Here is a 26,915-nt window from a genome sequence, read left to right as displayed (position 1 = left end):
CTTACCTTATCAAAGAAACTTTTAAAGAAAAAAGGAGAATGAAAAATGATTAACGGAGTAAATCATATAACGTTTGCAGTAACTAACTTGGAGGTTTCTTTACACTTCTACGTTAATCTCTTAGGTTTACAATTAATTGGTAGATGGAATAAGGGGGCATATCTTTTAGCAGGTGACCAGTGGATAGCTTTAAACGTAGATGAAGCAAGGGTTAAGGAGCCTACTAAAGACTATACTCATATTGCATTTAACATTTTGCCCAAAGATTACACTATCCTTAAGGAAAAATTAGAAGATGCGGGGATACAGGCATTTAAAGAAAACAAATCAGAGGGAGAATCTTTTTACTTTCTTGATCCAGATGGACATAAATTAGAGCTGCATTATAATACAATAGATGACCGTCTAAAATGGTTAAGGGAAAATGATCCAGCTTTCAAACTAGTGTATTCAACACTTTAATTCAGTAAATATCAACTTATTCGTACAAATATGGTATTATTACCAGTAGGAAAACATTTCCCACAGGAAGGAGTTTTAACTATGACAAAACAGCAAATAGGTGTAATAGGAGTTTCAGTAATGGGTAAGAATCTAGCATTAAATATTGAAAGCAAAGGATTTAGTGTTGCTGCTTTTGATATTTTTACAGAAAAAACAGAAGATCTTTTAAGTGAGTCAAAGGGTAAAAATATCATAGGTACATATTCCATTGAGGATTTTGTCAATTCCTTGGAAACACCGAGAAAAATACTCATTATGATAAAAGCAGGAAAATATGTGGATGATACCATAGAACAACTTAGACCCTATTTATCTAAGGGAGATATACTAATTGAAGGTGGAAACTCTTTCTTTGAAGATACCATAAGAAGAAATAGAGAATTGGAAGCAGAAGGAATAAGATTTATCGGAGCGGGAGTATCAGGTGGTGAAGAAGGTGCCCGTAACGGCCCTGCAATCATGCCTGGTGGTCAAAAAGATGCGTACTCTTTGGTAGAACCTATACTTGTTTCCATAGCTGCGCAGGTTGATGGAGAACCATGCTGTACTTATATTGGATCAGATGGTGCAGGACATTATGTGAAAATGGTACATAACGGAATAGAATACGGCGACATGCAACTAATATGTGAGGCATTCTCCCTACTTAAGAATGTTTTAGGGTTATCTGTAAAAGAATTACATGAAGTTTTTGCTCAGTGGAACAAAGGAGAACTGGATAGTTATCTAATAGATATTACCCAGGACATATTTACAAAATATGATCCCGAAACAGGAAAACCCATGATTGATATAATTCTAGACAGAGCTGGTCAGAAGGGGACCGGTGCATGGACTAGTAAAAATGCACTAGACCTAGGTATTGCAACACCTACTATTACACAAGCAGTTTTCGCCCGCTGTATTTCAGCTATTAAAGATGAAAGAATAACGGCAAGTAAGTTATTAAAAGGTCCTTCTGTAGTCTCATATAAAGGAGATAAAGGGGAACTCATAGAAGCAATAAGGAAAGCCCTTTATGCCAGCAAGATATGTTCATATGCTCAGGGCTTTGCAATTCTTAAGGGCGCTTCAGAAGAATACAAATGGGACTTAAACTATGGTAGTTTAGCTATGATATTTAGGGGTGGTTGCATAATCAGAGCACAATTCCTAAACAAAATAAAAGAAGCATATGATAACAACCCAGAGCTTCCTAATCTTATGCTAGATCCATACTTCAAGAACATCCTTGAAAGCTATCAGGAGGCCTTGAGGGAAGTTATCTGTGTAGGAGTAAAACACGGTATCCCAACACCAGCACTATCAAGTGCCTTAGCATACTTCGATAGTTACAGAAGTGAAATACTACCAGCTAATTTATTGCAAGCTCAAAGGGATTACTTCGGTGCTCATACTTTCGAGAGGGTAGACAAAGAAGGAACCTTTCATTACAAATGGTTTTAAAACGGGGGATTAAAATGCCGCAATATTATATAGGAATTGATATAGGAACAACAAGCACCAAATCCATAGTATTTAATAAAGATGGGCACATAATTTCCAAAGCCTCACGGGAGTATCCTATTATTTCTACAATGCCCTCTTTTAGGGAACAAGATCCTGAAGAAATATTAGAAGCTGTAATACATACTCTAAAAGAAAGCATAAGGGTCGGTAATATTAATCCAAACGATATTTCTTTTGTGTCTTTCAGTAGCATGATGCACAGTGTTATTGCTGTTGATAAAGAAGGAAAACCCCTTACAAATTGCATTATCTGGGCTGATAATAGAAGTGTTACTTACGCTGAAGAGTTTAAAAAAAACGGTCAAGGCCTAGAGATATATAAAAGAACAGGAACACCAACCCACCCTATGTCACCCCTTTACAAATTAATGTGGCTGAGGGATAACCAACCAGAAATTTATAAAAATGCATATAAGTTTATTTCAATAAAGGAGTACGTGTTTTATAGCTTTTTTGGTGATTATATAGTTGACTACTCCATAGCTTCAGCCACTGGCATGTTCAACATATTTGACCTGAAGTGGGATAAAGAAGTACTTGGTTTACTTGGAATAAATGAAACAAAGTTATCAAAGACCGTATCCACTACTTACTCATTAAAAAACATTAATGGCGAGCTATGTAGTCAAACTGGCCTTAATCAAAATACTACCTTTGTGGTAGGAGCAAGTGATGGTTGCCTTGCAAACCTTGGCTCAAATGCCATACAAAAAGGAGTTGCTGCTGCCACCATAGGAACAAGTGGAGCAGTAAGAGTAGCCTTTGACCAGCCTGTGACTGATCCTGAGGGAAGAGTATTTTGCTATGTGCTAACAGAAGATAAGTACATAGTAGGAGGTCCTATCAACAACGGTGGAATAATATACAGGTGGTTTAGAGATAACTTCGGGGAGCTGGAAGTGAAAAGAGCCATGGAAATGGACAGTGATAGTTACTCACTTCTAAACGAATACATTGATAACACCCAACCTGGAAGTAATGGTCTTGTTTTCCTCCCGTTTTTGGCAGGAGAAAGGGCTCCCTACTGGAACGCTAACTTAAGGGGGGCATACATAGGTATATCCGATGCACATAAAAAAGAGCATTTTACAAGAGCTTTGATAGAGGGTATTTGCTATGACATGAATGATATCCTTGAAGCAGTTAAAGAATTAGTGGTAGAAGTTGAATCCATTTATGCCAACGGAGGCTTTACAAGATCTGAGGAGTGGGTCCAAACTTTATGCGATGTCATGGACACCAAGGTAATAGTTCATGAAAACTACGAAAGTCCTTGTTTAGGAGCAGTTATGCTGGGGATGTTGGCAACAGGACTAGTAGAACACCTTGAGGAATGTCAAGATATGGTCAAAGATTTCAATGTTTATAATGTAAGAAAAGAAAACGCATTGCTATACCAAAGACTATTTAAGATTTATAAGAAGGCCATAGCTAATCTAACTCCACTATTGGAAAGCCTAGCTGAATTTCAAAACAAATAAAAGTCGGCAAAATGCAACCCGCTGAAAAACCTCCATCTTCTTTGTTACTTCAAAATCCCAGAATCCTTACGTATTATATATACGCTACGGTTCTGGGATTTTTTGCGCCTAGAATCTGAAGGCTTTTGAGCAGCCTGTTAAGTCAAGTGATTTATTCAGTGGGGGAGGGAAAATGTCGGTTTTTTTATTTTTAGACAAATATCTCTGAAGTTTCAACATTTTTCACTTCTATCAGCAAAAATATATTTTTAGTAAACACATAAATTCTCCTTGTTAATAATATTTATGAAATATAGTAGTGCGGGTTTTACCTTAAGGATTAGTAGTAATTATGTAAAAATGACGTTGAACAATCACCCGTCCTAAACCAAAAGTTGTTTAGAGGGAGGAGATTCAAAAAATGTCGAAAAGTTTGCTAAAGAAATTAAAACACCAGAGGAAAAAATGGGAAAATGATCAAGAAAGGAAAAGGAAGTTAGTAACTAAGCTTCTTGTGGGTGGATTCTTAGTAAGTCGCTTGGTGAGCCCTATAACCGCTTATGCTAATGAAACAAATGAACAAAGCTACGATACTATCGAAGAAATAAAAACTGAAATCCCTGAAATAGATGAATATCAGAATGAGGAAGAGCACTGGGATTTAGAGGAAATTGATGAAGATGAAGAATATGTAGTATTTTCAAGTATACCCACAAAAACAGGAAATGAAATAGTGCCAGTGCTTTACCCTGGCAATGGCTATGGTATATTCAAAATAGACAACATAGGTGGAGAAGTTTTCGACGGCGAGCATCCCTATAACGGAGGGAAGATAATTATTTCAAATTCTACCAGCCATACATTTGATTGGGAGTGGGTTCATGAAGATCCAACCATTAAGGTTGTCAGAGTTTATGTTAAAGCAGCTAACTGGCATTTTATTTTTAACTATGAAGATGGTTACCTAGAAGATACTGAGTTATTCTCACCTAGAACTGATGGCAATGAAGGTAACTGGGCAGAAATAAGCCATGTGTCATTTGACTTCGATGAGGTAGATGATTCCGATGCTGACGCCGATGCTGACGCCGATGCTGACGCCGATGCTGACGCCGATGCTGACGCCGATGCTGACGCCGATGCTGACGCCGATGCTGACGCCGATGCTGACGCCGATGCTGACGCCGATGCTGACGCCGATGCTGACGCCGATGCTGACGCCGATGCTGACGCCGATGCTGATGCCGATGCTGATGCTGATGCTGATGCCGACGCTGATGCCGACGCTGATGCCGACGCCGATGCTGACGCTGATGCCGACGCCGATGCCGACGCCGACGCCGATGCTGACGCCGATGCTGACGCCGATGCTGACGCCGATGCTGACGCCGATGCTGATGCCGATGCTGATGCTGATGCTGATGCCGACGCTGATGCCGACGCTGATGCCGACGCCGATGCTGACGCTGATGCCGACGCCGATGCCGACGCCGACGCCGATGCCGACGCCGATGCCGACGCCGATGCCGACGCCGATGCCGATGCCGATGCCGATGCCGATGCCGATGCCGATGCCGATGCCGATGCCGACGCCGATGCCGACGCCGACGCCGATGCCGACGCCGATGCCGATGCCGACGCCGATGCCGATGCCGACGCCGATGCTGATGCTGATGCCGATGCTGATGCTGATGCCGATGCTGATGCTGATGCTGATGCCGATGCTGATGCTGATGATGACGACAGTGGTGATGATGACGATGAAAACGATAAACTGCCAAAGACAGGTGATAGAGCTGCTGGGCTATTCTATGGATTGGGCGGATTTATCAGTATGATTGGTATCACAATGAAGAAAAGAAAATGGTTTAATCCAATTAAGTAAAGGTAGTCTTTAATAGGAAAAGTAGAAGGTTGCTGCTTCTTAAGCAACCTTTTTACATACAAAAGTAATTAAATAAGGGGGGAGAACTATGAGTGTCCTCAGCTTAGAAAAACAATTATTAGAGTTAAAAGAAGCGATTCAACAGACAAATAAAGGAGTGGTGCTAGAGGGTAAATTGATTCATATTGTATTCATCTCCTTTGGTGAACCAGAATCAAGGGCCTATGTATGTAGCGGTGTAAGTAACACTTTTGAGGAAAGCTGGAATAAAGCTTTAGTATTAGCAGAAAAGAAAATAAAAAATAACAAATTAAACCCTAAATGGTTTAAAACAGATATAGTAACACAAATTAAGGAATTTAGCATGAGAGATTTCAAAAATTATATAGCAGGTATAAAAATAAATTATTTCAGAGAAGGGATTGCTTTTGACAGTAATTTTAAACTATCTTTTCTGGAGCAAGAAGTTAATGCAAATGGATTTATCTACGAAAACAAGCAATATAATCTAAAAAACTTAGTGTGGAAAAATATAAATTTCTACATAAAATATAACCTAGGATTGAAGCTTTTACTAGACAACGATGTGGTACCAAAAGTATATACATTTAAAACAGCGGGAATGTTCCATGATGGCAGTACTTATTTCAAACTAGGATATGACTGGTTGGACAATGGTAGAAGGTATGTAGAAAACCTAGACATTAGCTTAGTTAAGTTTATTATCGAAAAATCTTCAGAATTCCTTGCAAGTCAAGTTGGGGAGGATGGTCAGTTCCGATATGGGTACTTCCCGTGTTTTGATAAAGAAATCAATCATTATAATATCCTTAGGCATGCCAGTACAACATACTCTATGATTGAAGCCTACGAGATTACCAAATCCCATAGTCTACAAAAGGCTATAACTAGAGCTCTGAGTTTTTTAGTGAATGAAGGTGTTAAGTACATCGAAGATAATGAAGGGCAGAAGTGTGGGTTTGTTATCGAGAAAACCGATAATAATTCAATAAAACTTGGTGCAAACGCTGCAGCGGTGTTAGCCCTATCTAAGTACACCGAGGTTTTTTCAGATTATAAATATATGGAAACATTAGAGAAGTTGTCACAGGGGATAGCCTACTTTCAAAATGAAGACGGTTCTTTTGTTCATGTATTAAACTATCCTGATCTTTCCATACGAGAAAAACATAGAATAATCTATTATGACGGTGAGGCTGCTTTTTCCCTTATGCGATTATATTCAATAGACAAAAATAAAAAATGGTTAGATATGGTGGAGAAAGCATTTGAATACTTTATACAAAATAAATATTGGCGTTATAACGACCATTGGTTAAGCTGCTGTTCATATGAACTATTCCTTCACAAACCACTTCATAAGTACCTAGAATTTAACTTGAAAAATGTAGAAGGTATTTTAGATTTTTGCCTTGCCAGAGAGACTACTTTTCCAACACTTTTAGAGTTGCTTATGGCAAGTAATAAGTTGATAGATAAGTGTAGAAAAGATAATATCCATAGGGAAGTAATTGCTGGCTTTGACTTAAAAAAATTGGAAACAGCTACAATACACAGAGCAAAACACCAACTCAACGGACTTATGTTTCCAGAAGTAGCTATGTATTTTAAAGTTCCTAAGAATATTCTATGGGGGTTTTATATCCGCCATCATTCCTTCAGGGTAAGAATAGATGATATCGAACATAACCTTTCCGGATACTGTAATTACTATCAAAGGATAAGGGGTGTTTGATAATGAAAAGAATAAGCAGTATTCTAATCATAGTAGGGATACTTATCGCTTGCTACCCATTTGCACGAGATACTTACAGAGGTTATTGGGAGCTAAAGTTGCTGAAACAGTGGGAAGAAGGTTCTGTGGGTCAGCAGTTTAGGGAAATGAACGATGTATTAAATACAGGGGAACAGATTCCATCAGAGGATGACGCAACTGTCTACAATCCCAGCATACAAGAAGGGACAATGGGTATAATTCAAATTCCTAAGATAGATGTTCTTTTGCCAATTTTACCTGGTGCAAGCAATAGCAACTTGAATAAAGGTGCAGGACATCTTACTGAAACTAATGAACTTGGGGAAATAGGTAATAGTGCCGTAGCTGCACATAGATCCCATACCTATGGGCGCTTTTTTAATAGATTAGATGAACTAGAGGTAGGTGACAAAATTATAATAAAAACATATAGTGGTGAATTTATATACACTGTATATGATAAAAAAATTGTTGTACCTACTGATTTATCAGTTTTAAAAAGTACTAAAGAAGAAAGAATACTAACACTAATTACATGTACTCCTCTATATAGATCTACACATAGACTAATTATCCATGCAAAGGTTATTTGAGGTTTTTTTAAAGCTTTTTCCTTCAAACCTAGCAGGAATTAGGATGTCAAAAGAGAATATAAAAAAGCGGTGTCAGTTAAAAATATGAGGAGGCAAAAGTATGGGAGGATTTAGAAAGATTTTTTGGGGATTTATATTAGTATTTTTTCATATTAGAATTAATAGAATTGATTTTTTGCCAGATGTGGTTGGTTTTATCTTAGTTGTTGTTGGATTGAGTAATTTAGAACAATTTAGTGATAAATTTGAAACTGCTAAGAAAGTAGCAATACCTGTAGCAATCCTAAGTATATTTTCACTTTACCATTTTGAGGTAGAGATGGTTAGCTTTATTGTATTTCTAGATATAGTTTACAGTATACTAAAAATTTTGCTGGTGTATTACATCTGTATGGGTATAATAGACGTATCCTTAAACAATGCTGAGGAAGAATTCGCTGACCTTGCACAAAAAAGGTGGAAACTATACTTGGTGATGAGTATAGCTGCACTTTTTTCAATCCTAATTTTAATGGTTGCTCCTATTATGATTTTAGTAGTTATAATAGGAAGTATTGTAGCTTCTGTATTATTCCTAATGCTACTTAACCAAGCTGATATAATTTTAAATAAATATCTTAAGTAATATTAAACAAATAAAACGGCACCTTTTCTAATAGGGCCGTTTTATTTTAGTTCTCAACTTTCATATAAGCTACAATCTTTCTTTAACTAAGGTTTCTACCTCGTTCTCATTGGGGAAACGTTCTAACTCTTTTTTAGAAAATACTAATTCAGACTCCACCTTCACTTCGAAAACACCACCTGATGAAGTGATCAGGGTTAAAGAAGATATCGATTTTTTGTTTGCACTTAGTAATCTCTCTGCAAGGCCAACTGCCTTACTTAAGTAACCTCATGCAGTACAGTACTCTATAGAAAGTTTTTTCATAAACATAACCTCCATTATCAGATTAACGCATTATTATTCGAAAGTTGAGACTAATATAATTATAAAAGATAAATACCACTAAGTCCAATTTATAAATTAAAGTATTATCAGACTGTCAAGAGTCCCTTTGGGGCTCTTTTTTATTACTAAACTTGCCAAATTGTTAACAATAGTTAATAAACAATTATAATAAAACATTTGTAATAGTGTATGATACACAGTATAATGATTTTAGGAGGTGACGATGTGGATAAAGTCAAAAAAGATACACTACTTGATGGTCTTATTCAAGAACTAAGGAGAGGCACTATAGTTTTAAGTGTCATGAGTCAGTTAAATAAACCTCAATACGGTTATTCTTTAGTAGTGTGTTTAAAGGAAAAAGGAATAGAAGTTGATTCTGGCACATTATATCCACTTCTTCGAAGGCTTGAAAGCCAAGGGTTATTAGAAAGTAGTTGGGATGTGGAAAGCTCCAAACCTAGGAAATACTATCAGCTAAATAAATGTGGTGAAGAAGTGTATGACAAACTAAGACATCACTGGTATAAAATGACCGAGAAAATGAATGAATTACTGGAATAAAAGGAGGATAAGTAAAAATGGAACTGATAAATAGGTATATATATGCTGTCATTAAAGACCTGCCTGAAAAACAAAGGGAAGATATAAGTAAAGAATTGAAAACCTTGATAGACGATATGCTTGAGGGGGAAGGTGAAGAAAAAAATGATGCTGTAGCAGTAAAAAAAGTGTTGAAAGAACTTGATGACCCTGCTATTTTAGCTAGTAAGTACAGAGGTTCTGAACGTTATTTAATAGGTCCAGGTAATTATGACAGCTACATTATGATTCTAAAGATAGTAACAGTGGCAATTTTTATTGGAGTATCTATCTCCAAAATATTAGGTGGAATATTCTCTCCAGAAGGCAACTTGCTAAGTGTTACAATTGACTATTTAGTGTCCTTATTTGTGGGCGTACTACAAGGCTTTGCATGGGTAACTATAGGTTTTGCAATAGCTGAACAAAAAGGATCTAAAATAGAAGATACAATAGAAAAAGAAAACCAATGGAGTTTAGATGATCTTCCTGAGGTTCCACAAAAAGAGGCTAGAATCTCACGGGTCGAGTCTGGATTTAGCATAGTTTTTACTACTATATTCTTTTCACTTCTGTATTTTAATCCACAGCTTTTTGCTATATATTCCCGTGGAGCAGAGGGTACAGTTGTGACTCCGGTGCTGAACATTGATGCATTATCAGGATTTAAGGGAATGATAATAGGTATATTTTTATTAAATGTATTAAAAGAAACCATTAAGTTAATAAAAGGAAGATGGAATTTGCGCCTTGCGGTTGTAACATCTATTTTATCTGCAATGTCCATGATAATAACCCTTTATGTATTTAACAGACCTAGTATATGGAACCCAGAGCTAAACGCACAAATAGCTAAGCATTTAGATATAGGTATAGAGCAATCTACTGCAGTTCTAGGTATCGTCATAATAGCAAGTGCCATAGAAATAGTAACTTCACTATACAAAGGATATAAATATAACAGTACTAAGCTATAAGAAAAGGCATTCCAATCTCTTGGAATGCCTTTATCTATCATAAAAAGAAGGGGTGCATAGACATTTGCTGAATATATTAATAACACTTTAAGATTTTAAAGGAGTGAATTTATTGGAGAAGAAAATAAAAAAACTAATTATCGATTTCGTAAGAGATTATCCTAAAGAAAAAGAGTTAAGAAGTATGTGGCAAGAACCTCTAGTAAAATTTTCTGATGCTGAAGATGAAATGTATCTAAAACTGAAAGAGGTAGTGAGTCCAACCCATGCACTACCAAAAGAATTATTACCCGGTGCCAAAACAGTAATAGCTTACTTTATACCATTTAAAGAATACATTATCCAATCAAACATAGAAGGTAAGCTTAGTTCGTGGGGGTGGGCTGAAGCATACGCAGAAACAAACTCACTAATCAATAGCCTTAATACTCATATAAACAAAGAGTTAGAGAAACTAAACTATAGATCTAATATACTGCCAGCGACACATAACTTTGATGAAGATATCCTTTTAAGTGACTGGTCCCATAGGCATGTGGCATATATCTCAGGTCTAGGCAAATTCGGACTCAACAATATGTTAATTACTGAAAAAGGATGCTGTGGAAGATTAGGCAGCATTGTGACTAACTTAAATATCGAACCTTCAACTAGAAATAATGAAGAGTACTGTCTTTATAAAACAAGTGGGACATGTAAAAACTGTGTGAAACAATGTGTCAACGACGCCCTTAAAGATCAGTTTTTTGATAGATTTAAGTGCTATGATATGCTACTTGAAAATGCTGAAATACATAAAGAAGTAGGACTTGCAGACGCATGTGGCAAGTGTTGTGTAAATTTACCTTGTTCAACTAAGGTTCCCATTAGGAGTGGGTTCTAAGGGGAAAGGCCCAATAGAAAATCTAACTCAGCTATTATATTAATGGCTGAGTTAGATTTTCTATTTAACTATAACTAGATTTGTAGCAGCACCTTCTTTAGGCGTTTGAGATATACATAGGTGCCCACCTTCAGCTGCGAAAATATAGGTATAAATGCCAAAATACCATAAGTCAAGGTAAGTGAAATAATCTATACAGCCTCTGGTAACTTGAGGCATATTTTTACTGTGCAAATTTGAAATAAAACTAGTCAACTCTTGTGTTACAGGCTCTATGCTCTCAAGTAAAGGTCTAAAGATTTCTTCTTGAAGTTTAGTCAATTGCTCCTTAGTCATAACAATAGAGTTCAGCTTATAATCATTACCACTTTTCTTTACTAAGCCCCTCTGTATAGCAATTGCTAGCTTTTCTTTTTCACATGAAGTGAGCCTATTCGGATCAAAAGAGGATTCGGTAAGAGAGCACAGGAGCCTATGCCATACCTTTTGGTCACCTTTACTACAATTTACTATATCAGGATGGTATTCTACACCCTTGAAGTTATATACCCCTAGCCAATAGTAAGACTCATATGCACTATCTGTGGCACAACTATCAGAACAAATTCCATAAAAATCCTTCCAATCCTTTGGTGTGAAATATCCATTGGGGTTTAGATCTTGGCTATCCGATAAATCATTGCCAACCACGTAGTACCTTCCACCATCAGGGCGGATGGCCCTATCATCCATAGTTTTAAGACTGATCGCAACTTTAGAGTTTCTACTAAAATAGCTTAAAAACATCATTATAATAGGCCACATCAATTTGCCAAATTCCAAATCAGAACCGTAAAAACCTAAGCTCCTGATTTTATCTTCACTATTTATGAAGTGGGATATAACCTTGTCAATATAAGTAGCTCTTGTGCTAAGATACAAATCTCCTATATCTTGCCTATGCTTTTTGCCAATGATAGGAATTATGGTAGTATACTTCCTGCCGTCCAAGACTAAGAACTCTTGTTTTACAAGCCAGTTGAGATCATACTCTAGATAAGGTTTTGGAATACCAGTCAACTCAGAAATTTCATCAATGGTTTTAGCTTTCCTATAACAGAGAAGACAGATGTTTTGTCTTACAAGACTGTCATTGATCTTTCTGATATCAGGATTAGGTCCAGGGATACCAGACAGACCTAGTACTAGTCTTCCGGGTCGGTACACATAAGAATTATCAGTTTTCATAGTTTCAAGCTCTCCTCGCATCTTTTTTCTAGCATCAAAAAGGTGCCACTTTATGGCGCTTTCGGAAGTTCTAAGCTTTTTAGATACCTCAGAAATAGATAAGCCATCAAGATAATGAAGTATCATGGCCTCCCTTTGGGTATAACTTAAATCAGCGATTTTTTTATACACGCGTCCCAATTCAAACTCCATTGCTTCTTTATTAACGAAATCATCAACAAAATCTAAACCGTCCCACACTGAATCACTGAGAGAAGTAAGATCACGATTCTTTGATAGCTTTCTGAGGTTATTACACCAAACAAAGTGAGCAACCTTCCAAATGAAGTTCTCTAGCTTATCAACTTTCTGTTCTTTATTGGCAGCAATAAAAACCTGCAAAAAAACTTCCTGAGCTAAATCTTCACCGTCGGAACGGCTTCCAGTTTTTTTAATTGCCCAATTGAGTATTTTACTTGAAAACTCATCTGTTATTTGCTCAAACAACTTCTGATACTCCATATCTTCACCACCTTTAAAATGCTTTCACTTATATAGTAACTAAAGATGCTAATTGGTTAGTTAAATCTTTATAATTTTATCATAAATATGTGCACTACAAAAACAGCTTGACATAATATTTGTTTTGGGAATAAAATGGAATTGAACACTGTTTAGTAAATAGGAGGGGAAAGAGTTTATGTTAAAAATAGAGAATATAAGAGGGGGCATACTAAAGCCCTGGCTGATTATTATAATAGCTATTGTGATACTAATAATCATAGTTTTTAGTGTGGGTAAAAGGCAGATGAGTAAAAGGATCGATACAGAAATAGGGAATTTAATTAAGGATATCGAAACATTTGATAGAAAAATAACTCATCAGGATCTTGAAGAACTCCCAGAACCAGTACAAAAATGGTTAGAGAAAGTGGGAGTGGTAGGGAAAGAACATATACAAAGTGTCCATTTTATGCAGACAGGAAAAATGAGACTAAACCCAGATCAAAGCTGGATGGTGCCTCAAGCTGAGCAATATGTGAATGTACAAAATCCAGGCTATTTGTGGCATGTGGATCTTCCCATGATGCCTATATTGAATACAAAGGGAAAGGATCTATTCTTTGAGGGTAACGGTCAAATGGAGGTAAGAATAGGTCACCTAATACCAGTAGTAAATGAAAAATCCAATTATAAATTGAATGAATCTTCCCTTGGTCGTTTTTTACTAGAACTCCCTCTATATCCTACTGCATCCTTAAATGATTATATTAGCTGGGAAGACATAGATAAAAATAGCGCAAAAGCTATTATGAAATATAAAGGGTTAGAGTCATCAGCAACTTTGTTATTTGATGACTCAGGTAGTATATTGAGTATAGAAGCTATGAGATTTAAGGATACAGATGAAAATGCCAAAAGGTTAAAATGTGTGGGTACAATAGTAGAACAAAAAGAATTTGAAGGATTTATCGTGCCAACTAAAATTGATATATCATGGCAGTTAGAAGAAGGAGAATTCACTTGGTTTCAGGTTGAGATATATGACGTAAAATTTAACATTCATTAAAAAAGTACTAGGTCCAACTCTGAGTCGTTCTAATAACTTTACTGTCGAAATAAAATTAAACAGACGACCAAGGAGTAAGGAGGACTGATTGTGAAATCTCTAAAGCAAAGATTTAACGTTGATATTCCAAAGGGTATTCTTTTTTACCCATGCTGTGGAAACGATATAGCAATGCCCCTTGAACTTTTTATGGATACAATAAGTGAATACCATTTCGTTGATATAAACCATATAATACTTCCAAATGAAGAATATCCAGGACGATTAGGGGAGCATAGAGAACTGTACAGGTATATATGTAATAACTTAATTAAAGATATATCCCAGCAAGTTGTTCATATAGAAAAAGAGCAGCTACAGAATAAAAAAAAACACTTGCTAAATATTACCCAAGCAATAAAGGTACCTAAGGAAAACTATATCAAACGTAACAAATGGATTATCAAAATGGGTGATGATACAAAGGAACTGAACATCACAAGACATAAGAAAGATGCACTTATAACATTGATTGAACTAGATAAAATAGCAGTATTTTACTATTGTGGAGACAGTCTAGGAGAAGGGGGCAGTGGCCAATGGTGGCTCGGTCCAGATATATTTAGGATGGTCTTAGATAAGTTAGTATACGGAGGGATTGTAGTTACAGATGGATCAAACCCTGATCCTGACCTTAGGAATCTACAGGAAAATAAACCTTTATGGAAAAACTCATGGATTCATAAAGATCAAAAAATACTAGAAACTCCCCGAGACTTCCTATATCAAGGCAGAAGCTTCAAGCTAATAGGCCAATGTGGTCACAAATACGGTCCAATATACGCATGGCAAGTAAAATAAGGGGCCAGGTTACAGTTAACTATATTTGATAAACTGTAGCCTGGCCCCATAAACAATTAACAATAAATTAACAAATTGAATAACATATTGAATAAAGCTAGTAAAAGTACTAAAATTGCTATTAATACAAGTTAATAAATACACATACTGGTTTGATAAGTAACCTTTGGGGAGGAGAAATGATGTTAGAAAAGCTATTTAAAAGTGGAGTTACAAAGTATTTGATTGCTATTAGTGCGGGGGTATTTTTAAAGCTGTTTGCACTCCATAGCACCATGGGGATCGGGGATATATTTAGGGTTACATTTAAAAACTACTTAATCGTTATGGCAATAATGTGCTTAACATGTATAATTAGTCAAAGAAACAGGATAAGGGCTATGCTAATTGTTAACATATTGATTTCCGCATTATTGTTTATCGATGCAGTATACTATGGACATTTTTATACACTCATAAGAGCACATAGTATTTATCAGGCTGGCCAAGTAAGGCATGTTTCAAATAGTATAGCTGCACTACTAAACCCCCTTTATTTTTTATATTTCATAGACTCAATAGTAATTTTTATATATCTATTTAAGGACAAGGCAGTTATAATAAAAAGCACCCCAAAACAGAGATTAGCTACGGCAGTGACCCTAGTGCTGTTAATTTCTATGATAACAGGTATGAATCTAAACTTATCTAAAAAGACCAATGGATATTTCACTCCACACAACACAGGGGTAATTAATTTTCACCTTTATGATGTAGCAGGATATGTTAGGAAAGCGTCACTAAAAACTGAACATGTACAGGCCTTAGCTAAGTTTATAGAGCCAGAGCAAAATGGAATTAAATATTTTGGAGTTGCAGAGGGTAAAAATGTCTTTGTAATCCAAGCTGAGTCAGTGCAAAATTTTGTAATCAACACTAAAATAAATGGGCAAGAAATAACTCCAAATCTAAATAAGCTAGTAGACAATGAATCCATTTACTTTGACAGGTACTACGAGCAGATTGGATGGGGAAATACTTCAGATGCAGAGTTTATATCCCATAACGGTTTTTATGCCTCAAGGAGGGTTTTTAGCTACAAGGCCTATGAAGGAATTGACTTTATTACACTACCTATAAATCTAAAAGACAAAGGCTACAACACCATTGCTTTCCATGGTAATGAAGGTGATTTTTGGGATAGAGAAAAAGCTTATCCATCCCAAGGTTTAGACGAATATATAAGTATAGAGGATTTAGAGGTAGATGAAGAGCTAGGACTAGGCTTGAGTGACCAGTCTTTCTTCCGTCAATCAATGGATTTTATAAAGGAATTACATCAACCCTTCTATTCCTTCCTCATAACTTTGACCTCCCATCATCCATTTATTATTCCAGAAGACCTAAAGGAACTGAATGTTGGGGAACAGTACGAGGGGACTTCCCTAGAGGATTATTTACAAACAGTGCGATACCTAGATACTCAAATTGGCGAATTTATACAAGCACTGAAGGACGAAAACCTCTATGACAACTCAATAATTGTTGTCTATGGTGACCATAAAGGGTTAGATTATCGTTACGCTGAAGCAAACGAGCATATAACTAACTTGATAGGAAGGGAATATCAAGTACAAGAGATGTACAGAGTTCCATTTATAGTTCATATGCCAGGAAGTGGTTTGAAAGAAACAATAAGCACTGTTGGAGGACAAGTAGATTTTTATCCAACAATGGCCAACTTGCTTGGTATAGAGCTAAGAAGTGATAGTGTTTTAGGCAAAGACTTACTAAACACAGAAAAAGGTTTTGCTGCTATACAAAATCACGTGGCACAAGGATCTTTCATAGACGACAATATAGTATTTGTTATGTCAGAAGATGGTATATTTGAAAACAGTGATGCTTGGGATTTAAAGACAGGAGAACCCCTGGATTTAGAACTAGCCAGAGAAGGTTACGAGAGGGCTGTAGCAGAACTTAAACTATCTGAGTACATCTTACAAAATAACCTAGTACCACTGGTTCATGAAAAAGGAATAAAGGGTGCACTTGAGCAAGAATAATACAGGGGGTTCAGGCTTCAATTATCCAATAATGGATAATTGAAGCCTGAACCCCTAAAAAAACCCTTGACAACTTTAATAAACTAAAGATAGAATTACATTGAACAGTGTTTAATGTAATTCTATCTTTAGTTTTAACTGAAAGTAAACAATGAACTAGTTAATAAACCATAGCTGGGAGTAATTGAATATAAGCTTGAAGGAGGAGAATGGTTATGAAGAAACTGAACTATTTATGTTACTTTATCGTGTTTTTAATATTCGTCTGCGGTCTAGTGGGGATATTTTACACAACAGGGGGGGATAGATTCACTGTTGAAAATATATATGGTGAAAGTATTGAACTCTATGGAGATGGGATTTACGCTTACAATTCTGTGTTTGTGGTTGGTGTGAATAAAGGTACAGATTATGTAATGCTGATTGTGGCAATTTTATTTGGAATTTTTACTGCTATAAGATCAAAATCAAGTAAATATAAATTTGTCCATGTTGGTTTATTAACTGGCATACTTTACTACGCTTCTTGTTTGGTTTTTGGTGTTACATTTAACAGACTATTTCTGGTTTATGTATTGCTTTTTTCTGCATCCTTGTTCACTTATATATTATTACTATGTGAATTGATTAAGGAAAAAAATATATCAGAAGAATTAAACAGTAAAAGCTTGAAAGGAACAGCATTATTTATGATAGTTAGTGGGTGCTCAGTTCTTGTGTGGTTGCCTTTTATCATACCAACTATTACAACTGGTCAGCCTATGTCACACATTGAAATATATACCACAGAGCCAACTTTTGTTTTAGATCTAGGTATTATCCTTCCCATATACCTCGCTTGTGGTATTTTAGTATTGAAAAGAAAGGCTATTGGCTATAAGTTAGTGCCTATTTTACTAACTTTTATTATAACAATTGGAGTTATAGTTATCGGACAAAATATAGTTCAGACTTCCATGGGAGTTGATATTCCTCTAGAATCCTTGATTGGCTTGGTTTTCTCTTTTGTTGTATTAGGAATGATAGCACTTATATTGAATATTAAATTTCTAAAATATATAAAATAATGGATATAAATAAAAAAGCTTTATCAAGGGAAGAGGTATTCCCATTGATAAAGCTTTTAGTGCTATGAAATTCCACCTGTAACCTATAATAATAATTAATTTTCACCATTTTCTAACATGGTGATTCTTTTGATAACCACATCCTCTTGGGGAATTGATAGCTCTCCACTCCAAGGATTACGAGAAACAGGTGTTTCAGATATGGACTTAAGGGTCTCCACACCATCAATTAACTTGCCAAAGGCTGCGTAATCGCCGTCAAGGGAGGTTACATCTCCATCCATGATAAAGAACTGACTACTGGCAGAGTCCGGATGGTTGCTTCGAGCCATGGAAATAACCCCAGTTGTATGGCTAAGGGTATTTTGTGTGAAACCATTAGCTGCAAATTCACCGGGGATTCTATTTTCTGAACCACCAGTTCCGTCACCTTTTGGGTCGCCACCTTGAATCATAAAGCCTTTAACAATTCTATGAAAAGTCAATCCATCATAAAAACCAGACTCAACAAGACCAATAAAGTTTTCAACTGTCTCTGGAGCATACTCAGGATAAAGTTCCAGCACCATTTTACTACCATCTTGCATCTCTATCTGCACCAATGGATTTTCACCATTAGTATTATAGTTAGGTGTCTCATTTTCACCTGTTTGATTTCTGCTGCACCCTGTAACTAGTACTGAAACTAAAAGAGCGAACAGTATTGTAAATCTTTTTATTTTACTTGTTTTCATGAATTATTCCTCCTTATTTGTAGGCGCCATAGCCATCTGAACCTGAAGATTTTCAACGTTTCACAATGGTATTATTTCTCACATAATCATATAGTATCACAACAGCTAAAAGACTCCAAGGGCTTATCCAAATGAAAAAACAAAGATCCTATTATAACTTACTGCTATGAATGAAAAGAAAAATAACCATTCGGTATTCTAAGAGAAGGTACAACAAGAATAATAAACAACAACCAGTAGAAACTAAAGATGGTTATTGTAAATATAAAAAACAAACTAATATAGAAAATATCTGGGATTTGTGACAAAGTTTTAGAAAGGAGATACAAATGACAAATAGAAATGATAGTTTAGAAACAGGATGGAACTTAGAAACCAGTTACTCCAATCTGCCTAAAACATTTTACTCAATAATAGAGCCTAACCCTGTACCATCACCAAAAATAACTATTCTTAATCAACCACTAGCCAGTGAACTTGGTTTACACACCAAACCCTTGCAAAGTGAAGAGGGTGTAGCCATATTAGCTGGAAACCGTTTTCCACAAGGGTCTATGCCCCTAGCCCAAGCCTATGCAGGGCATCAATTTGGTCATTTTACAATGCTAGGGGACGGTAGGGCTCTACTCGTTGGTGAGCAAATCACCCCAAAAGGTGAAAGGTTTGATATACAACTAAAGGGATCAGGTAGAACACCCTATTCTCGAGGTGGTGATGGACGTGCGGCCCTTGGACCCATGCTCCGTGAATACATCATCAGTGAGGCAATGCACGCCCTCGGCATTGCTACCACAAGGAGCCTAGCAGTTGTAACAACTGGTGAAGAAGTAATACGGGAAAACCACCTTACTGGGGCAATTATGACTCGTGTGGCAGCTAGCCACCTGAGAGTAGGCACCTTTGAATACGCTGCTCAGTGGGGCACTACTGAAGAACTAAAAGCCTTAGCTGATTATACTTTAAAAAGGCACTATCCAGGTTTTGTGGAAGCTGAAAATCCATACCTTTTTTTACTTCAGGAAGTCATCAAAGGTCAGGCAGCTCTTATCGCACAGTGGCAAATGGTTGGATTTATACACGGGGTAATGAATACCGATAATATGACAATTAGTGGAGAAACAATTGACTACGGGCCATGTGCCTTCATGGATAAATACGACCCAGCAACGGTATTTAGTTCCATAGATCGGCGTGGACGCTATGCTTACAGCAACCAACCCAAAATTGCAGCATGGAATCTAGCTAGATTCGCAGAAACCTTACTGCCACTACTTAATGAAAATCAAGGGCGGGCAGTGAATATGGCCCAGGAGTCCATTGAAGACTTCACAGAAATATTTCACTGTAATTGGCTAGGAGGTATGAGAGCAAAACTAGGATTATTTAATCAAGAGAAAGAAGATGAAGCCCTCATTGAAGATCTCCTTAATATAATGCAAAAATATGAAGTAGACTATACCAATACCTTTAGGGCATTAACCTTAGAAAAACCAGAGGAAACAGCCCTTTTTGGTACAGATGATTTTGCCCAATGGCATAATCGATGGCAGAAAAGACTAGACAGACAACAACAATCTATGGTAGAAGCACTTCAACTGATGCAAAAGAACAATCCAATGGTTATTCCACGGAACCACAGGGTAGAAGAAGCCCTTAAAGCAGCAGAGGAAAAAGGAGACTACACGGTGATGGAAAAACTCCTTGAAGTTTTAGCAAAGCCTTATGTCCACACACCTGAGCATGATGAATACAGCACAGCTCCTGGGCCATCAGTCCGGCCATACCGAACCTTCTGCGGAACCTAACTAACAATAGCTTTATTAGAGGAGTCCTTAATGGACTTCTTTTTTACATTTAAAGTTAACATAGCAATTTATAAACTATTATTAATAATAAAGGATATTGAAACTACAAGTAGAATTATCTAAAAGAACGCAATGACAAGAAAAAAAACAACTAGATACCAAATTCACTGAGAGTGGGAGAATGCTAGGATGCTATATCAATTTAAATAATTATAGAAGGAGTGGAAATATTGATTTCATATTTAACATATACTGTCCACTTAAACTTAGAAATAGGAGATGGCTTTTTTAAAGACTGGCCGAACCCTCCTAATAAAGAAAAGCACAGAGAAATATTAGAAAAAAGTTATAAAACTATTGTTGCAGTAGAAGAAAACAAAAAAGTAATCGGGTTCATAAATGCTGTTAGTGACGGTGTCTTATCAGCGTATATTCCTCTTTTAGAAGTCTTGCCTGAATATCAAAAACAAGGCATTGGTGCAGAATTGGTTAGAAAGATGTTAGAAGAATTAAATGATTTTTATATGATAGATCTATGTTGTGATGAAAGGCTACAGCCTTTTTATAAGAAATTGGGTATGATAGAATCACAAGGGATGATACATAGAAATTATAAATTTCAGTGTGGCAGGAAATAGGTTTTAAAGGCGATCAGTGAAAAAATCATTTGATATACCAGGCTGCTCAAAGCCTTCGGATTTCAAGGTAAAAAAAGCCCAGAACCCCATCGTATATTTAATACGTAAGGATTCTGGGTTTTGAAATAAAATAAACAACGTTTTTACCATTTCAATCGTATTAGTAGTGAAGGGGGGAAGTGAAGTGGAAAGTTCTTTATTGCGTACGAATGAAGAACTGTCACAAATCTATAATCGTCATGTTAAAACTGTTTATCGTGTCTGCTTTATGTATATGAAAAATATCCCCGATACCGAAGATATGGTACAAAACACCTATATGAGGTTGATGGAAGATAAAACACATTTTCAAAGCGAAGAACACGAGAAAGCATGGCTTATTAGAACAGCAAGTAACCTATGCAAAGATCACTTTAAGCATTGGTGGTCAAAAACAGTGGGCATGGACGCGGTAGCTGAAGTGGCAGGAGAAGAATCAATAACTATAGATGAGACATTGGAAAAGGTCATGGCCCTTCCCTCTAAGTGTAAAGTAGTTATTTATTTGTACTACTACGAGGGTTATTCTACGGTGGAAATAGCAAAGATACTGAACAAGAAAGAATCAACCATCAGAGGTTATTTACATACCGGTAGAAAAATCCTCAAAATTGAAATGGAAGGTGATTTAAAGTGAGAAAAGAAGATATAAAGAAATCGTTTGATGGTATAGAACCAAATAGTATCTCCACACAAAGGATGCTAAACAAAGTTTTAAATCACGCTGACAAAAAGCAAAAGAAGAGTTTTATTAGTACTATGAATCTAAAAAAAATAATACCCGCAGCTGCTATGATATGTGTACTAACTGTAGGGGTTCTGAACTATGACCTATTTTTAAATAAACCATCCAGTGGGGCGGAAACAGATAGGCTAACGGGTGATGATTTTGCAAGGGAAGACATGGCGGATATCATGAGAGATCAATTTAAAATAGAAGATAGAACATATATGCTTCTGACACAATGGCACAAAGAGCAGTTTAATTTACCTAACACCATTAAAGAAAGTGATATTGGTGAAAACATCACAACCATCACCAGTAGTATTGACGAAAGCCTAATTGGGCTTGACATATATGGGTACATTCCTGCTGGTGGAGAAGCTATAGTCGCAGTAAAAAGAGATGGAGTGTATGAGCTTTTCATGTTCCTTAACTTTGACAGTTATATCAATAATAAAGATGAAGATGTAGCCACATACCTAAAACTCTATGGAATAAACTCTCCAGCAGATATCTCAAAAATACAGTTCATAGGATATAGTGAAGAAGCAAAACTAAGGGGAGTACCTAGTACAAAAGGGGAAATATCTGATACAGACGGAATAACCACATTCTATAACTTCTACTCTGTAATGAAAGATGCCAGTGATAAGTACTTTGATAAGCTATATAACTATAGAATAGACCAGACCAAAACCAAGCCCAGGACCCCATCAGAACCAAGGCAACTGCCGCCAGACTATGGGAAGCCTCAAGATGAAGCGCCTGATAGTTCAGTTTCCACAGACCATGAAGAAGCAGTAAATACCCTACCTATAGGGACTGATGAAGCGAAACCTCCTGTGGACTTAGGTCCATCAAAAGATGCGAGGGATAGCCAAGGAAGAATCATCGACAAGGGTGACGACAGTCAAGCCAATGGGGAAGATAGAGGACAATCCAAAGGCGAACAAGGTCAATCCACTGAGCCAAGTGTAGGGAATGTAGGAGATGCCCTATTTAATTCAGTATCCATAAGAATCTACAACCAAAAGGGAATATACTTCGAAGCACAATACTACCCAAATCTTGGTTTTATATCAAGACATGAAGTATCTGCTGAATTTGCAGCATTTTTAGATAGATTTGTGAATTAACAGGATTTTTGATATCCATATATAAGGGGGGGGTAATGCGTAAGGGAGGTATATTTGTCAATTTAATTTTGCTGGTCGCTATACTTGTAGGTTGCCAGCAAAACACTAACAAATCCTTAAACCCAAATAATATTAGCATGATAACCATATCAATATTTAAGGGATTCGCACAAATAAGTGATGAATTAATAGTTACAATAACAGATAAACAGGAAATAGATAAAATAGTAGAAATGGTTGAGAAGGCTAAACCAATGGAAGGGATACTTGATGTAGCCGCCATGCATTATGATATAAAAATTACCTATGGTGATAAAAGTATAAAGGGATATCATGTCTATCTAGGTGAAGAAAATGGAACAATTCTTGATGTTGAGAACACTGGGCAAGGATATATGATATCGAAAAAGTATCTTGAAATATTTAAAGAAATTATTGGACATCAAAATTAATATTACGGTGTGCAATAGAATATTATAAAAAAATCTTTATATAGATTTCTTATCCTTCATTGTCTATAATAAAAGTGAGCCATTTGAGCTCACTTTTTCTTTGTTTAAATCAAGCTTAATGGGGAGGTTATTAAATGTTAGATGTTCAAAAAATACTAGATAACATAGTTGCAAGGTATAGAGAGATTTTACAAGAGAACCTTACAGGCATATACTTACATGGTTCGTTGGCTATGGGATGCTTCAATCCAAACTCCAGTGACATTGATTTTTTAGTGGTAGTAAAAGAAGAGATCACCTTAGAAGTAAAAAGAAAGCTGGCAGATGTGCTAGTTGAATTAGGTGAAGGGGGACCAGCTAAAGATTTCGAAATGAGTGTTGTATTAGAGGAAATTGCAAAGGACTTCGTACATCCCACTCCCTTTATACTACATTATTCCAAAGCACATAAAGAAAGATATCTCAATGATCCAGAATATATTTGTGGTAACTTTAATGACGAAGATTTAGCTGCCCATATAACCATAATCAAAAATAGAGGGAAATGTTTGTATGGACAGCCCATAGAGCTAGCCTTTGGGGATGTGACAAAAGAACACTATGTTCAATCTATAGTAAACGATGTAAAGTATGCCAAAGATCAAGCTCAAGACGAGCCAGTGTATCTAATTCTAAACCTTTGTAGAGTTTTAGCATTTCTACAAGAAGATATTGTATGTTCAAAAAAAGAAGGTGGAGAATGGGGCAACAAAAATGTTCCGACAAAGTTCCGCACCATTGTTGATTATGCACTAGCACAGTACCAAAACTCAAACTTTAAAACTGTATGGAACCAAGAGGAAATTAAAGAATTTGCATATTATATGGAGGATAAAATATTAAGTTTAATAGAATAGGGACCGTTCTATATGTAAACTAGTTGATTTGGATATCAGGCTAAAAAAAACTATCTTCTTTGCTACTTCAAAGCCCAGAACCTCATGTATTGTATACACTGAGGTTCTTTTTTTTGTGGCCTCGAACCCGAAGGCTATTAAGGATTTAATAAATTATTAATATATTTTAGTTTGACAGGACATGGAAAAAGTAATATCATTAAGTAAAGGAAGGTGTACTACCATTGTAATACACCTTGAGGTAGTGATATGGAATATGGAGAATAATGGGGATAAGATAAAAATAGAAATTATAGGGAGGCGTTGTTATGTGGGTATATTTTATGATAGCAGCTACGTTTTTACTGATGGGTATGGCCATAGTAAATTTTAAGTGGTACTTTTTAATTGCAGGATATAACACAATGTCAAAGGAACAACAAGAGAAGGTTGAAATTAAAAAAGTTGCAAATATAATGGGTATCTACTCATATGCAAATGGTGCAGTTTTCCTAGCATTAGGGATCTTAAATGCTTTAGGGATAAAAGCAGGAATGACAGTACCCCTTATTTTTTTCGGAGTATCCACAGTATGTATGCTAATAATAATTCAGAAATACGATAGGAATAGGTTAGGGGAAAAAGGAGTAGTAAACAAGGAATCAAAGGGGAAACAACTGATAACTATAATTTTTACAGGTGTTATATTTTTAGGGGTTGGAGTATTGATGATCTATTCTTCACAACCCGCAAAGATTTCTTTCGAAGACGAAGGGGTAAAAATTCATGGTATATACGGAAGGATATATGCTTGGGATAGTATTGAAGAAGTAAAATTACTTGATGAACTACCCCAAATTAACAGAAGAACCAACGGTTCTGCCATAGGACCCCATAAAAAAGGGAATTTCGATCTAGAAGGATATGGCTCAGCAAGGTTACACGTAGATGAAAGGAAATCACCATTTATCTACATGGAGAGTAATGGAAGAATAGTGATATTCAATGCAGGAAATTCAGCCCTCACTGAAGAGATATACAAAGGGCTAGTGTTGAAAAATCAGTAAGGCCTAAAAAATAAAAATTTAAAGGAGCCCTGAGTAAGGCTCCTTTATTGCTAAAATAAGGAGGATATGATGAACATTATTAGAGATGGGCTTATGAGTTTATGTGCAATTCTTTACTTTATTGATTTTGTATATATACTGAGAAACAAGAAATTTTTATTTTTTGAAGAAGCCGCCACAATGTTCGATGCTTGGTTAAGTTTTTTCGTTTCGGTAACAGCGCTATTTATTACTATATCTAATATCATGTCAGATGAACCAGGAGACATAAAAGAAACCTTAAATAGTATATAGTTGGAGGGGGTAAAATGTCAGAGAACTACACCAGATTCTTTATAAGAGAAATAGATTGCTTTAACGAAATAATTATTGAGAATATAGCAAAGGTTTACAGCTATAACAATCCAGGTTCCCATGAGGGCATAAAAGACTTTTGGTATGATTGGTTTTCTAACAAAATACAGGGAGAAAAACTTACAATTATTGCTACAGAAACTAGTGGGGAAATAATTGTTGGAGTAGTTAGATTTTGGAACTCTCCATATCTAGAAAATAAGTGGCTAATTGAAGGCATTGAGACAATCCCTCAAATGAGAAGGTTAGGGATAGCTAGGTCGCTTATTAAACACGGTTTATCTATTTTAAAGAATAGGGGAATTCAAGAAGTATCTGCTAATATTTCCCGAAGAAATATTGCATCGATAAAATTACATGAGAGCTTTGGATTTGAAAAAGTATCAACTGGTACAATTAACAGTCTAGGTGAATACAGGGGAAATAGTGATGAATATAAGGTTTCATTAGGAAAGAAATAAACTTAAGGAGTCCTAGGCAGGACTCCTTGAACTATTTAATCAGAAAAACAAATAGAAAAAATATTTAAAAAAATATTGACCAGCATGGTCGAACATGGTAATATTTACTTAGACCATGGTGGTCTAGAAGTAAAGGAGTGATGACTTATAACAGAGAAATTCCGAGGACTTGACGAAGAAAAACAACAACGAATCTTAAATGCTGCCTTTGAAGAGTTTGCTAAAGAGGGATATAACAAGGCATCAACAAATAATATTGTAAAGGAGGCTGGTATAGGTAAAGGGATGCTTTTTTACTACTTCAATAGTAAAAAAGAACTATTTGATTATTTAATCGAGTATGGGAGTAAATTTGTAATCACAGAGTACCTTGATAAAATTCATGAAGGCCAATCAGACTTTATAGAAAAATATGCCCAAGTAGGGAAGATAAAAAAAGAGGCTTATACCAAAAATCCACATATATTCAATTTTTTTGGTACTATATACATCAATAAAGATAAATTTGAAATGAGTCAAGAATTGAAAAATAAACTTGATTATGTTAGGGATTCCGGTTTTAAAAAACTATATGACAACATAGACGCATCGCTATTTAGGGAGGATGTGGAACCCCAAGAAGTAATTAAACTTATTCAATGGACAATGGATGGGTACGAAAAAGAGTTAGTAAGTAAACTTGATGGTAAGGAATTACAAGATGTTGACATGGAGCCTTACTGGGAAGATTTTTATAGGTTCTTAGAGGTCTTAAAAAGAATTTTCTACAAATAGGGGGAG

General features: G+C 36.0%; 26 protein-coding genes and 1 pseudogene. 24 read left to right on the top strand and 3 right to left on the bottom strand.

From position 1 onward, the window contains the following. The first annotated feature begins 45 nt into the window (after positions 1 to 45). The 7 genes from HYG86_RS05285 (at position 46) to HYG86_RS05255 (ending at position 8,353) form a co-directional block, all read left to right on the top strand. Positions 46 to 462, top strand: coding sequence for a VOC family protein (locus HYG86_RS05285; protein WP_213167885.1), 417 nt, complete (start codon positions 46 to 48; stop codon positions 460 to 462). Between the two features lie 81 nt (positions 463 to 543). Beyond that, positions 544 to 1,950 (top strand): NADP-dependent phosphogluconate dehydrogenase, encoded by a 1,407-nt coding sequence (gndA, locus tag HYG86_RS05280; RefSeq protein ID WP_213167884.1) that lies wholly within the window; start codon positions 544 to 546, stop codon positions 1,948 to 1,950. 14 nt (positions 1,951 to 1,964) lie between these two features. Further along, entirely contained in the window at positions 1,965 to 3,494 is a 1,530-nt protein-coding gene (locus HYG86_RS05275; protein WP_213167883.1) for a gluconokinase, read from the top strand. Positions 3,495 to 3,894: 400 nt separating this feature from the next. Continuing rightward, on the top strand, positions 3,895 to 5,358 hold the full coding sequence (locus HYG86_RS18165; RefSeq protein ID WP_246451896.1) for a hypothetical protein: 1,464 nt from the start codon (positions 3,895 to 3,897) through the stop codon (positions 5,356 to 5,358). Positions 5,359 to 5,446: 88 nt separating this feature from the next. Beyond that, positions 5,447 to 7,114: a thioredoxin gene (locus HYG86_RS05265; RefSeq protein ID WP_213167882.1), complete on the top strand. Its 1,668-nt coding sequence runs from the start codon at positions 5,447 to 5,449 to the stop codon at positions 7,112 to 7,114. A 2-nt stretch (positions 7,115 to 7,116) separates the two neighbouring features. Then, positions 7,117 to 7,728, top strand: coding sequence for a class D sortase (locus HYG86_RS05260; RefSeq protein WP_213167881.1), 612 nt, complete (start codon positions 7,117 to 7,119; stop codon positions 7,726 to 7,728). Between the two features lie 100 nt (positions 7,729 to 7,828). Next, positions 7,829 to 8,353: a hypothetical protein gene (locus HYG86_RS05255; protein WP_213167880.1), complete on the top strand. Its 525-nt coding sequence runs from the start codon at positions 7,829 to 7,831 to the stop codon at positions 8,351 to 8,353. Between the two features lie 69 nt (positions 8,354 to 8,422). On the opposite strand, the pseudogene HYG86_RS18160 reads toward HYG86_RS05255, so the two are convergent. Beyond that, positions 8,423 to 8,611 (bottom strand): annotated as a pseudogene (locus HYG86_RS18160) (Rdx family protein); the annotation flags it as partial. Between the two features lie 294 nt (positions 8,612 to 8,905). Between HYG86_RS18160 and HYG86_RS05245 the strand changes: the two are divergent. From HYG86_RS05245 to HYG86_RS05235, 3 genes are all read left to right on the top strand, one after another. Further along, positions 8,906 to 9,244 carry a PadR family transcriptional regulator gene (locus HYG86_RS05245; RefSeq protein ID WP_343064207.1) on the top strand — a complete coding sequence of 113 codons (339 nt, stop codon included), beginning with the start codon at positions 8,906 to 8,908 and terminating at the stop codon, positions 9,242 to 9,244. Between the two features lie 17 nt (positions 9,245 to 9,261). Next, positions 9,262 to 10,239, top strand: a complete 978-nt coding sequence (locus HYG86_RS05240) for a hypothetical protein (RefSeq protein ID WP_213167877.1) — start codon at positions 9,262 to 9,264, stop codon at positions 10,237 to 10,239. Positions 10,240 to 10,351: 112 nt separating this feature from the next. After that, complete coding sequence (locus tag HYG86_RS05235) at positions 10,352 to 11,122, top strand: epoxyqueuosine reductase (RefSeq protein WP_213167876.1); 771 nt, start codon at positions 10,352 to 10,354, stop codon at positions 11,120 to 11,122. Between the two features lie 60 nt (positions 11,123 to 11,182). Here the strand turns inward: HYG86_RS05235 and HYG86_RS05230 are convergent, their stop codons facing one another. After that, positions 11,183 to 12,850: an RNA polymerase sigma factor gene (locus HYG86_RS05230; RefSeq protein WP_213167875.1), complete on the bottom strand. Its 1,668-nt coding sequence runs from the start codon at positions 12,848 to 12,850 to the stop codon at positions 11,183 to 11,185. A 178-nt stretch (positions 12,851 to 13,028) separates the two neighbouring features. Between HYG86_RS05230 and HYG86_RS05225 the strand changes: the two genes are divergently transcribed. From HYG86_RS05225 to HYG86_RS05210, 4 genes are all read left to right on the top strand, one after another. Further along, positions 13,029 to 13,898: a DUF6920 family protein gene (locus HYG86_RS05225; protein ID WP_213167874.1), complete on the top strand. Its 870-nt coding sequence runs from the start codon at positions 13,029 to 13,031 to the stop codon at positions 13,896 to 13,898. A 90-nt stretch (positions 13,899 to 13,988) separates the two neighbouring features. After that, complete coding sequence (locus HYG86_RS05220) at positions 13,989 to 14,738, top strand: hypothetical protein (protein ID WP_213167873.1); 750 nt, start codon at positions 13,989 to 13,991, stop codon at positions 14,736 to 14,738. A gap of 182 nt (positions 14,739 to 14,920) precedes the next feature. Then, positions 14,921 to 16,783, top strand: a complete 1,863-nt coding sequence (locus tag HYG86_RS05215) for an LTA synthase family protein (protein ID WP_213167872.1) — start codon at positions 14,921 to 14,923, stop codon at positions 16,781 to 16,783. Positions 16,784 to 16,998: 215 nt separating this feature from the next. Continuing rightward, the gene (locus tag HYG86_RS05210) at positions 16,999 to 17,850 is read left to right on the top strand and encodes a hypothetical protein (RefSeq protein ID WP_213167871.1); all 852 of its coding nucleotides are present in this window, start codon (positions 16,999 to 17,001) and stop codon (positions 17,848 to 17,850) included. Between the two features lie 95 nt (positions 17,851 to 17,945). Here the strand turns inward: HYG86_RS05210 and HYG86_RS05205 are convergent, their stop codons facing one another. Beyond that, positions 17,946 to 18,584, bottom strand: a complete 639-nt coding sequence (locus tag HYG86_RS05205; RefSeq protein ID WP_213167870.1) for a peptidylprolyl isomerase — start codon at positions 18,582 to 18,584, stop codon at positions 17,946 to 17,948. A 329-nt stretch (positions 18,585 to 18,913) separates the two neighbouring features. Here HYG86_RS05205 and HYG86_RS05200 point away from each other — a divergent pair, with 329 nt between their 5' ends. The 10 genes from HYG86_RS05200 to HYG86_RS05155 all read left to right on the top strand — a co-directional run bounded on the left by HYG86_RS05200 (position 18,914) and on the right by HYG86_RS05155 (position 26,909). Continuing rightward, the gene (locus HYG86_RS05200) at positions 18,914 to 20,389 is read left to right on the top strand and encodes a protein adenylyltransferase SelO (RefSeq protein ID WP_213167869.1); all 1,476 of its coding nucleotides are present in this window, start codon (positions 18,914 to 18,916) and stop codon (positions 20,387 to 20,389) included. A gap of 230 nt (positions 20,390 to 20,619) precedes the next feature. Then, positions 20,620 to 21,027, top strand: a complete 408-nt coding sequence (locus HYG86_RS05195) for a GNAT family N-acetyltransferase (RefSeq protein ID WP_213167868.1) — start codon at positions 20,620 to 20,622, stop codon at positions 21,025 to 21,027. Positions 21,028 to 21,211: 184 nt separating this feature from the next. Then, positions 21,212 to 21,703 (top strand): RNA polymerase sigma factor, encoded by a 492-nt coding sequence (locus HYG86_RS05190; protein ID WP_213167867.1) that lies wholly within the window; start codon positions 21,212 to 21,214, stop codon positions 21,701 to 21,703. Next, positions 21,700 to 22,926: a hypothetical protein gene (locus HYG86_RS05185; RefSeq protein ID WP_213167866.1), complete on the top strand. Its 1,227-nt coding sequence runs from the start codon at positions 21,700 to 21,702 to the stop codon at positions 22,924 to 22,926. Before HYG86_RS05190 ends, HYG86_RS05185 begins: the two co-directional genes overlap by 4 nt. A 35-nt stretch (positions 22,927 to 22,961) precedes the next feature. Next, positions 22,962 to 23,378, top strand: a complete 417-nt coding sequence (locus tag HYG86_RS05180) for a YhfM domain-containing protein (RefSeq protein ID WP_213167865.1) — start codon at positions 22,962 to 22,964, stop codon at positions 23,376 to 23,378. A 134-nt stretch (positions 23,379 to 23,512) separates the two neighbouring features. Then, on the top strand, positions 23,513 to 24,274 hold the full coding sequence (locus HYG86_RS05175) for an aminoglycoside adenylyltransferase domain-containing protein (protein WP_213167864.1): 762 nt from the start codon (positions 23,513 to 23,515) through the stop codon (positions 24,272 to 24,274). 308 nt (positions 24,275 to 24,582) lie between these two features. After that, entirely contained in the window at positions 24,583 to 25,320 is a 738-nt protein-coding gene (locus HYG86_RS05170; protein ID WP_213167863.1) for a DUF3784 domain-containing protein, read from the top strand. Between the two features lie 69 nt (positions 25,321 to 25,389). Next, on the top strand, positions 25,390 to 25,614 hold the full coding sequence (locus HYG86_RS05165; RefSeq protein WP_213167862.1) for a hypothetical protein: 225 nt from the start codon (positions 25,390 to 25,392) through the stop codon (positions 25,612 to 25,614). 14 nt (positions 25,615 to 25,628) lie between these two features. After that, a complete protein-coding gene (locus tag HYG86_RS05160; protein WP_213167861.1) occupies positions 25,629 to 26,135 on the top strand; it encodes a GNAT family N-acetyltransferase in 507 nt (168 codons plus the stop codon). Between the two features lie 147 nt (positions 26,136 to 26,282). Next, the gene (locus HYG86_RS05155; RefSeq protein ID WP_343064232.1) at positions 26,283 to 26,909 is read left to right on the top strand and encodes a TetR/AcrR family transcriptional regulator; all 627 of its coding nucleotides are present in this window, start codon (positions 26,283 to 26,285) and stop codon (positions 26,907 to 26,909) included. Positions 26,910 to 26,915: the final 6 nt, after the last annotated feature.

This window comes from Alkalicella caledoniensis (assembly GCF_014467015.1).
Classification (GTDB): domain Bacteria; phylum Bacillota; class Proteinivoracia; order Proteinivoracales; family Proteinivoracaceae; genus Alkalicella; species Alkalicella caledoniensis.
This window is presented reverse-complemented; position numbering and strand designations above follow the sequence as displayed.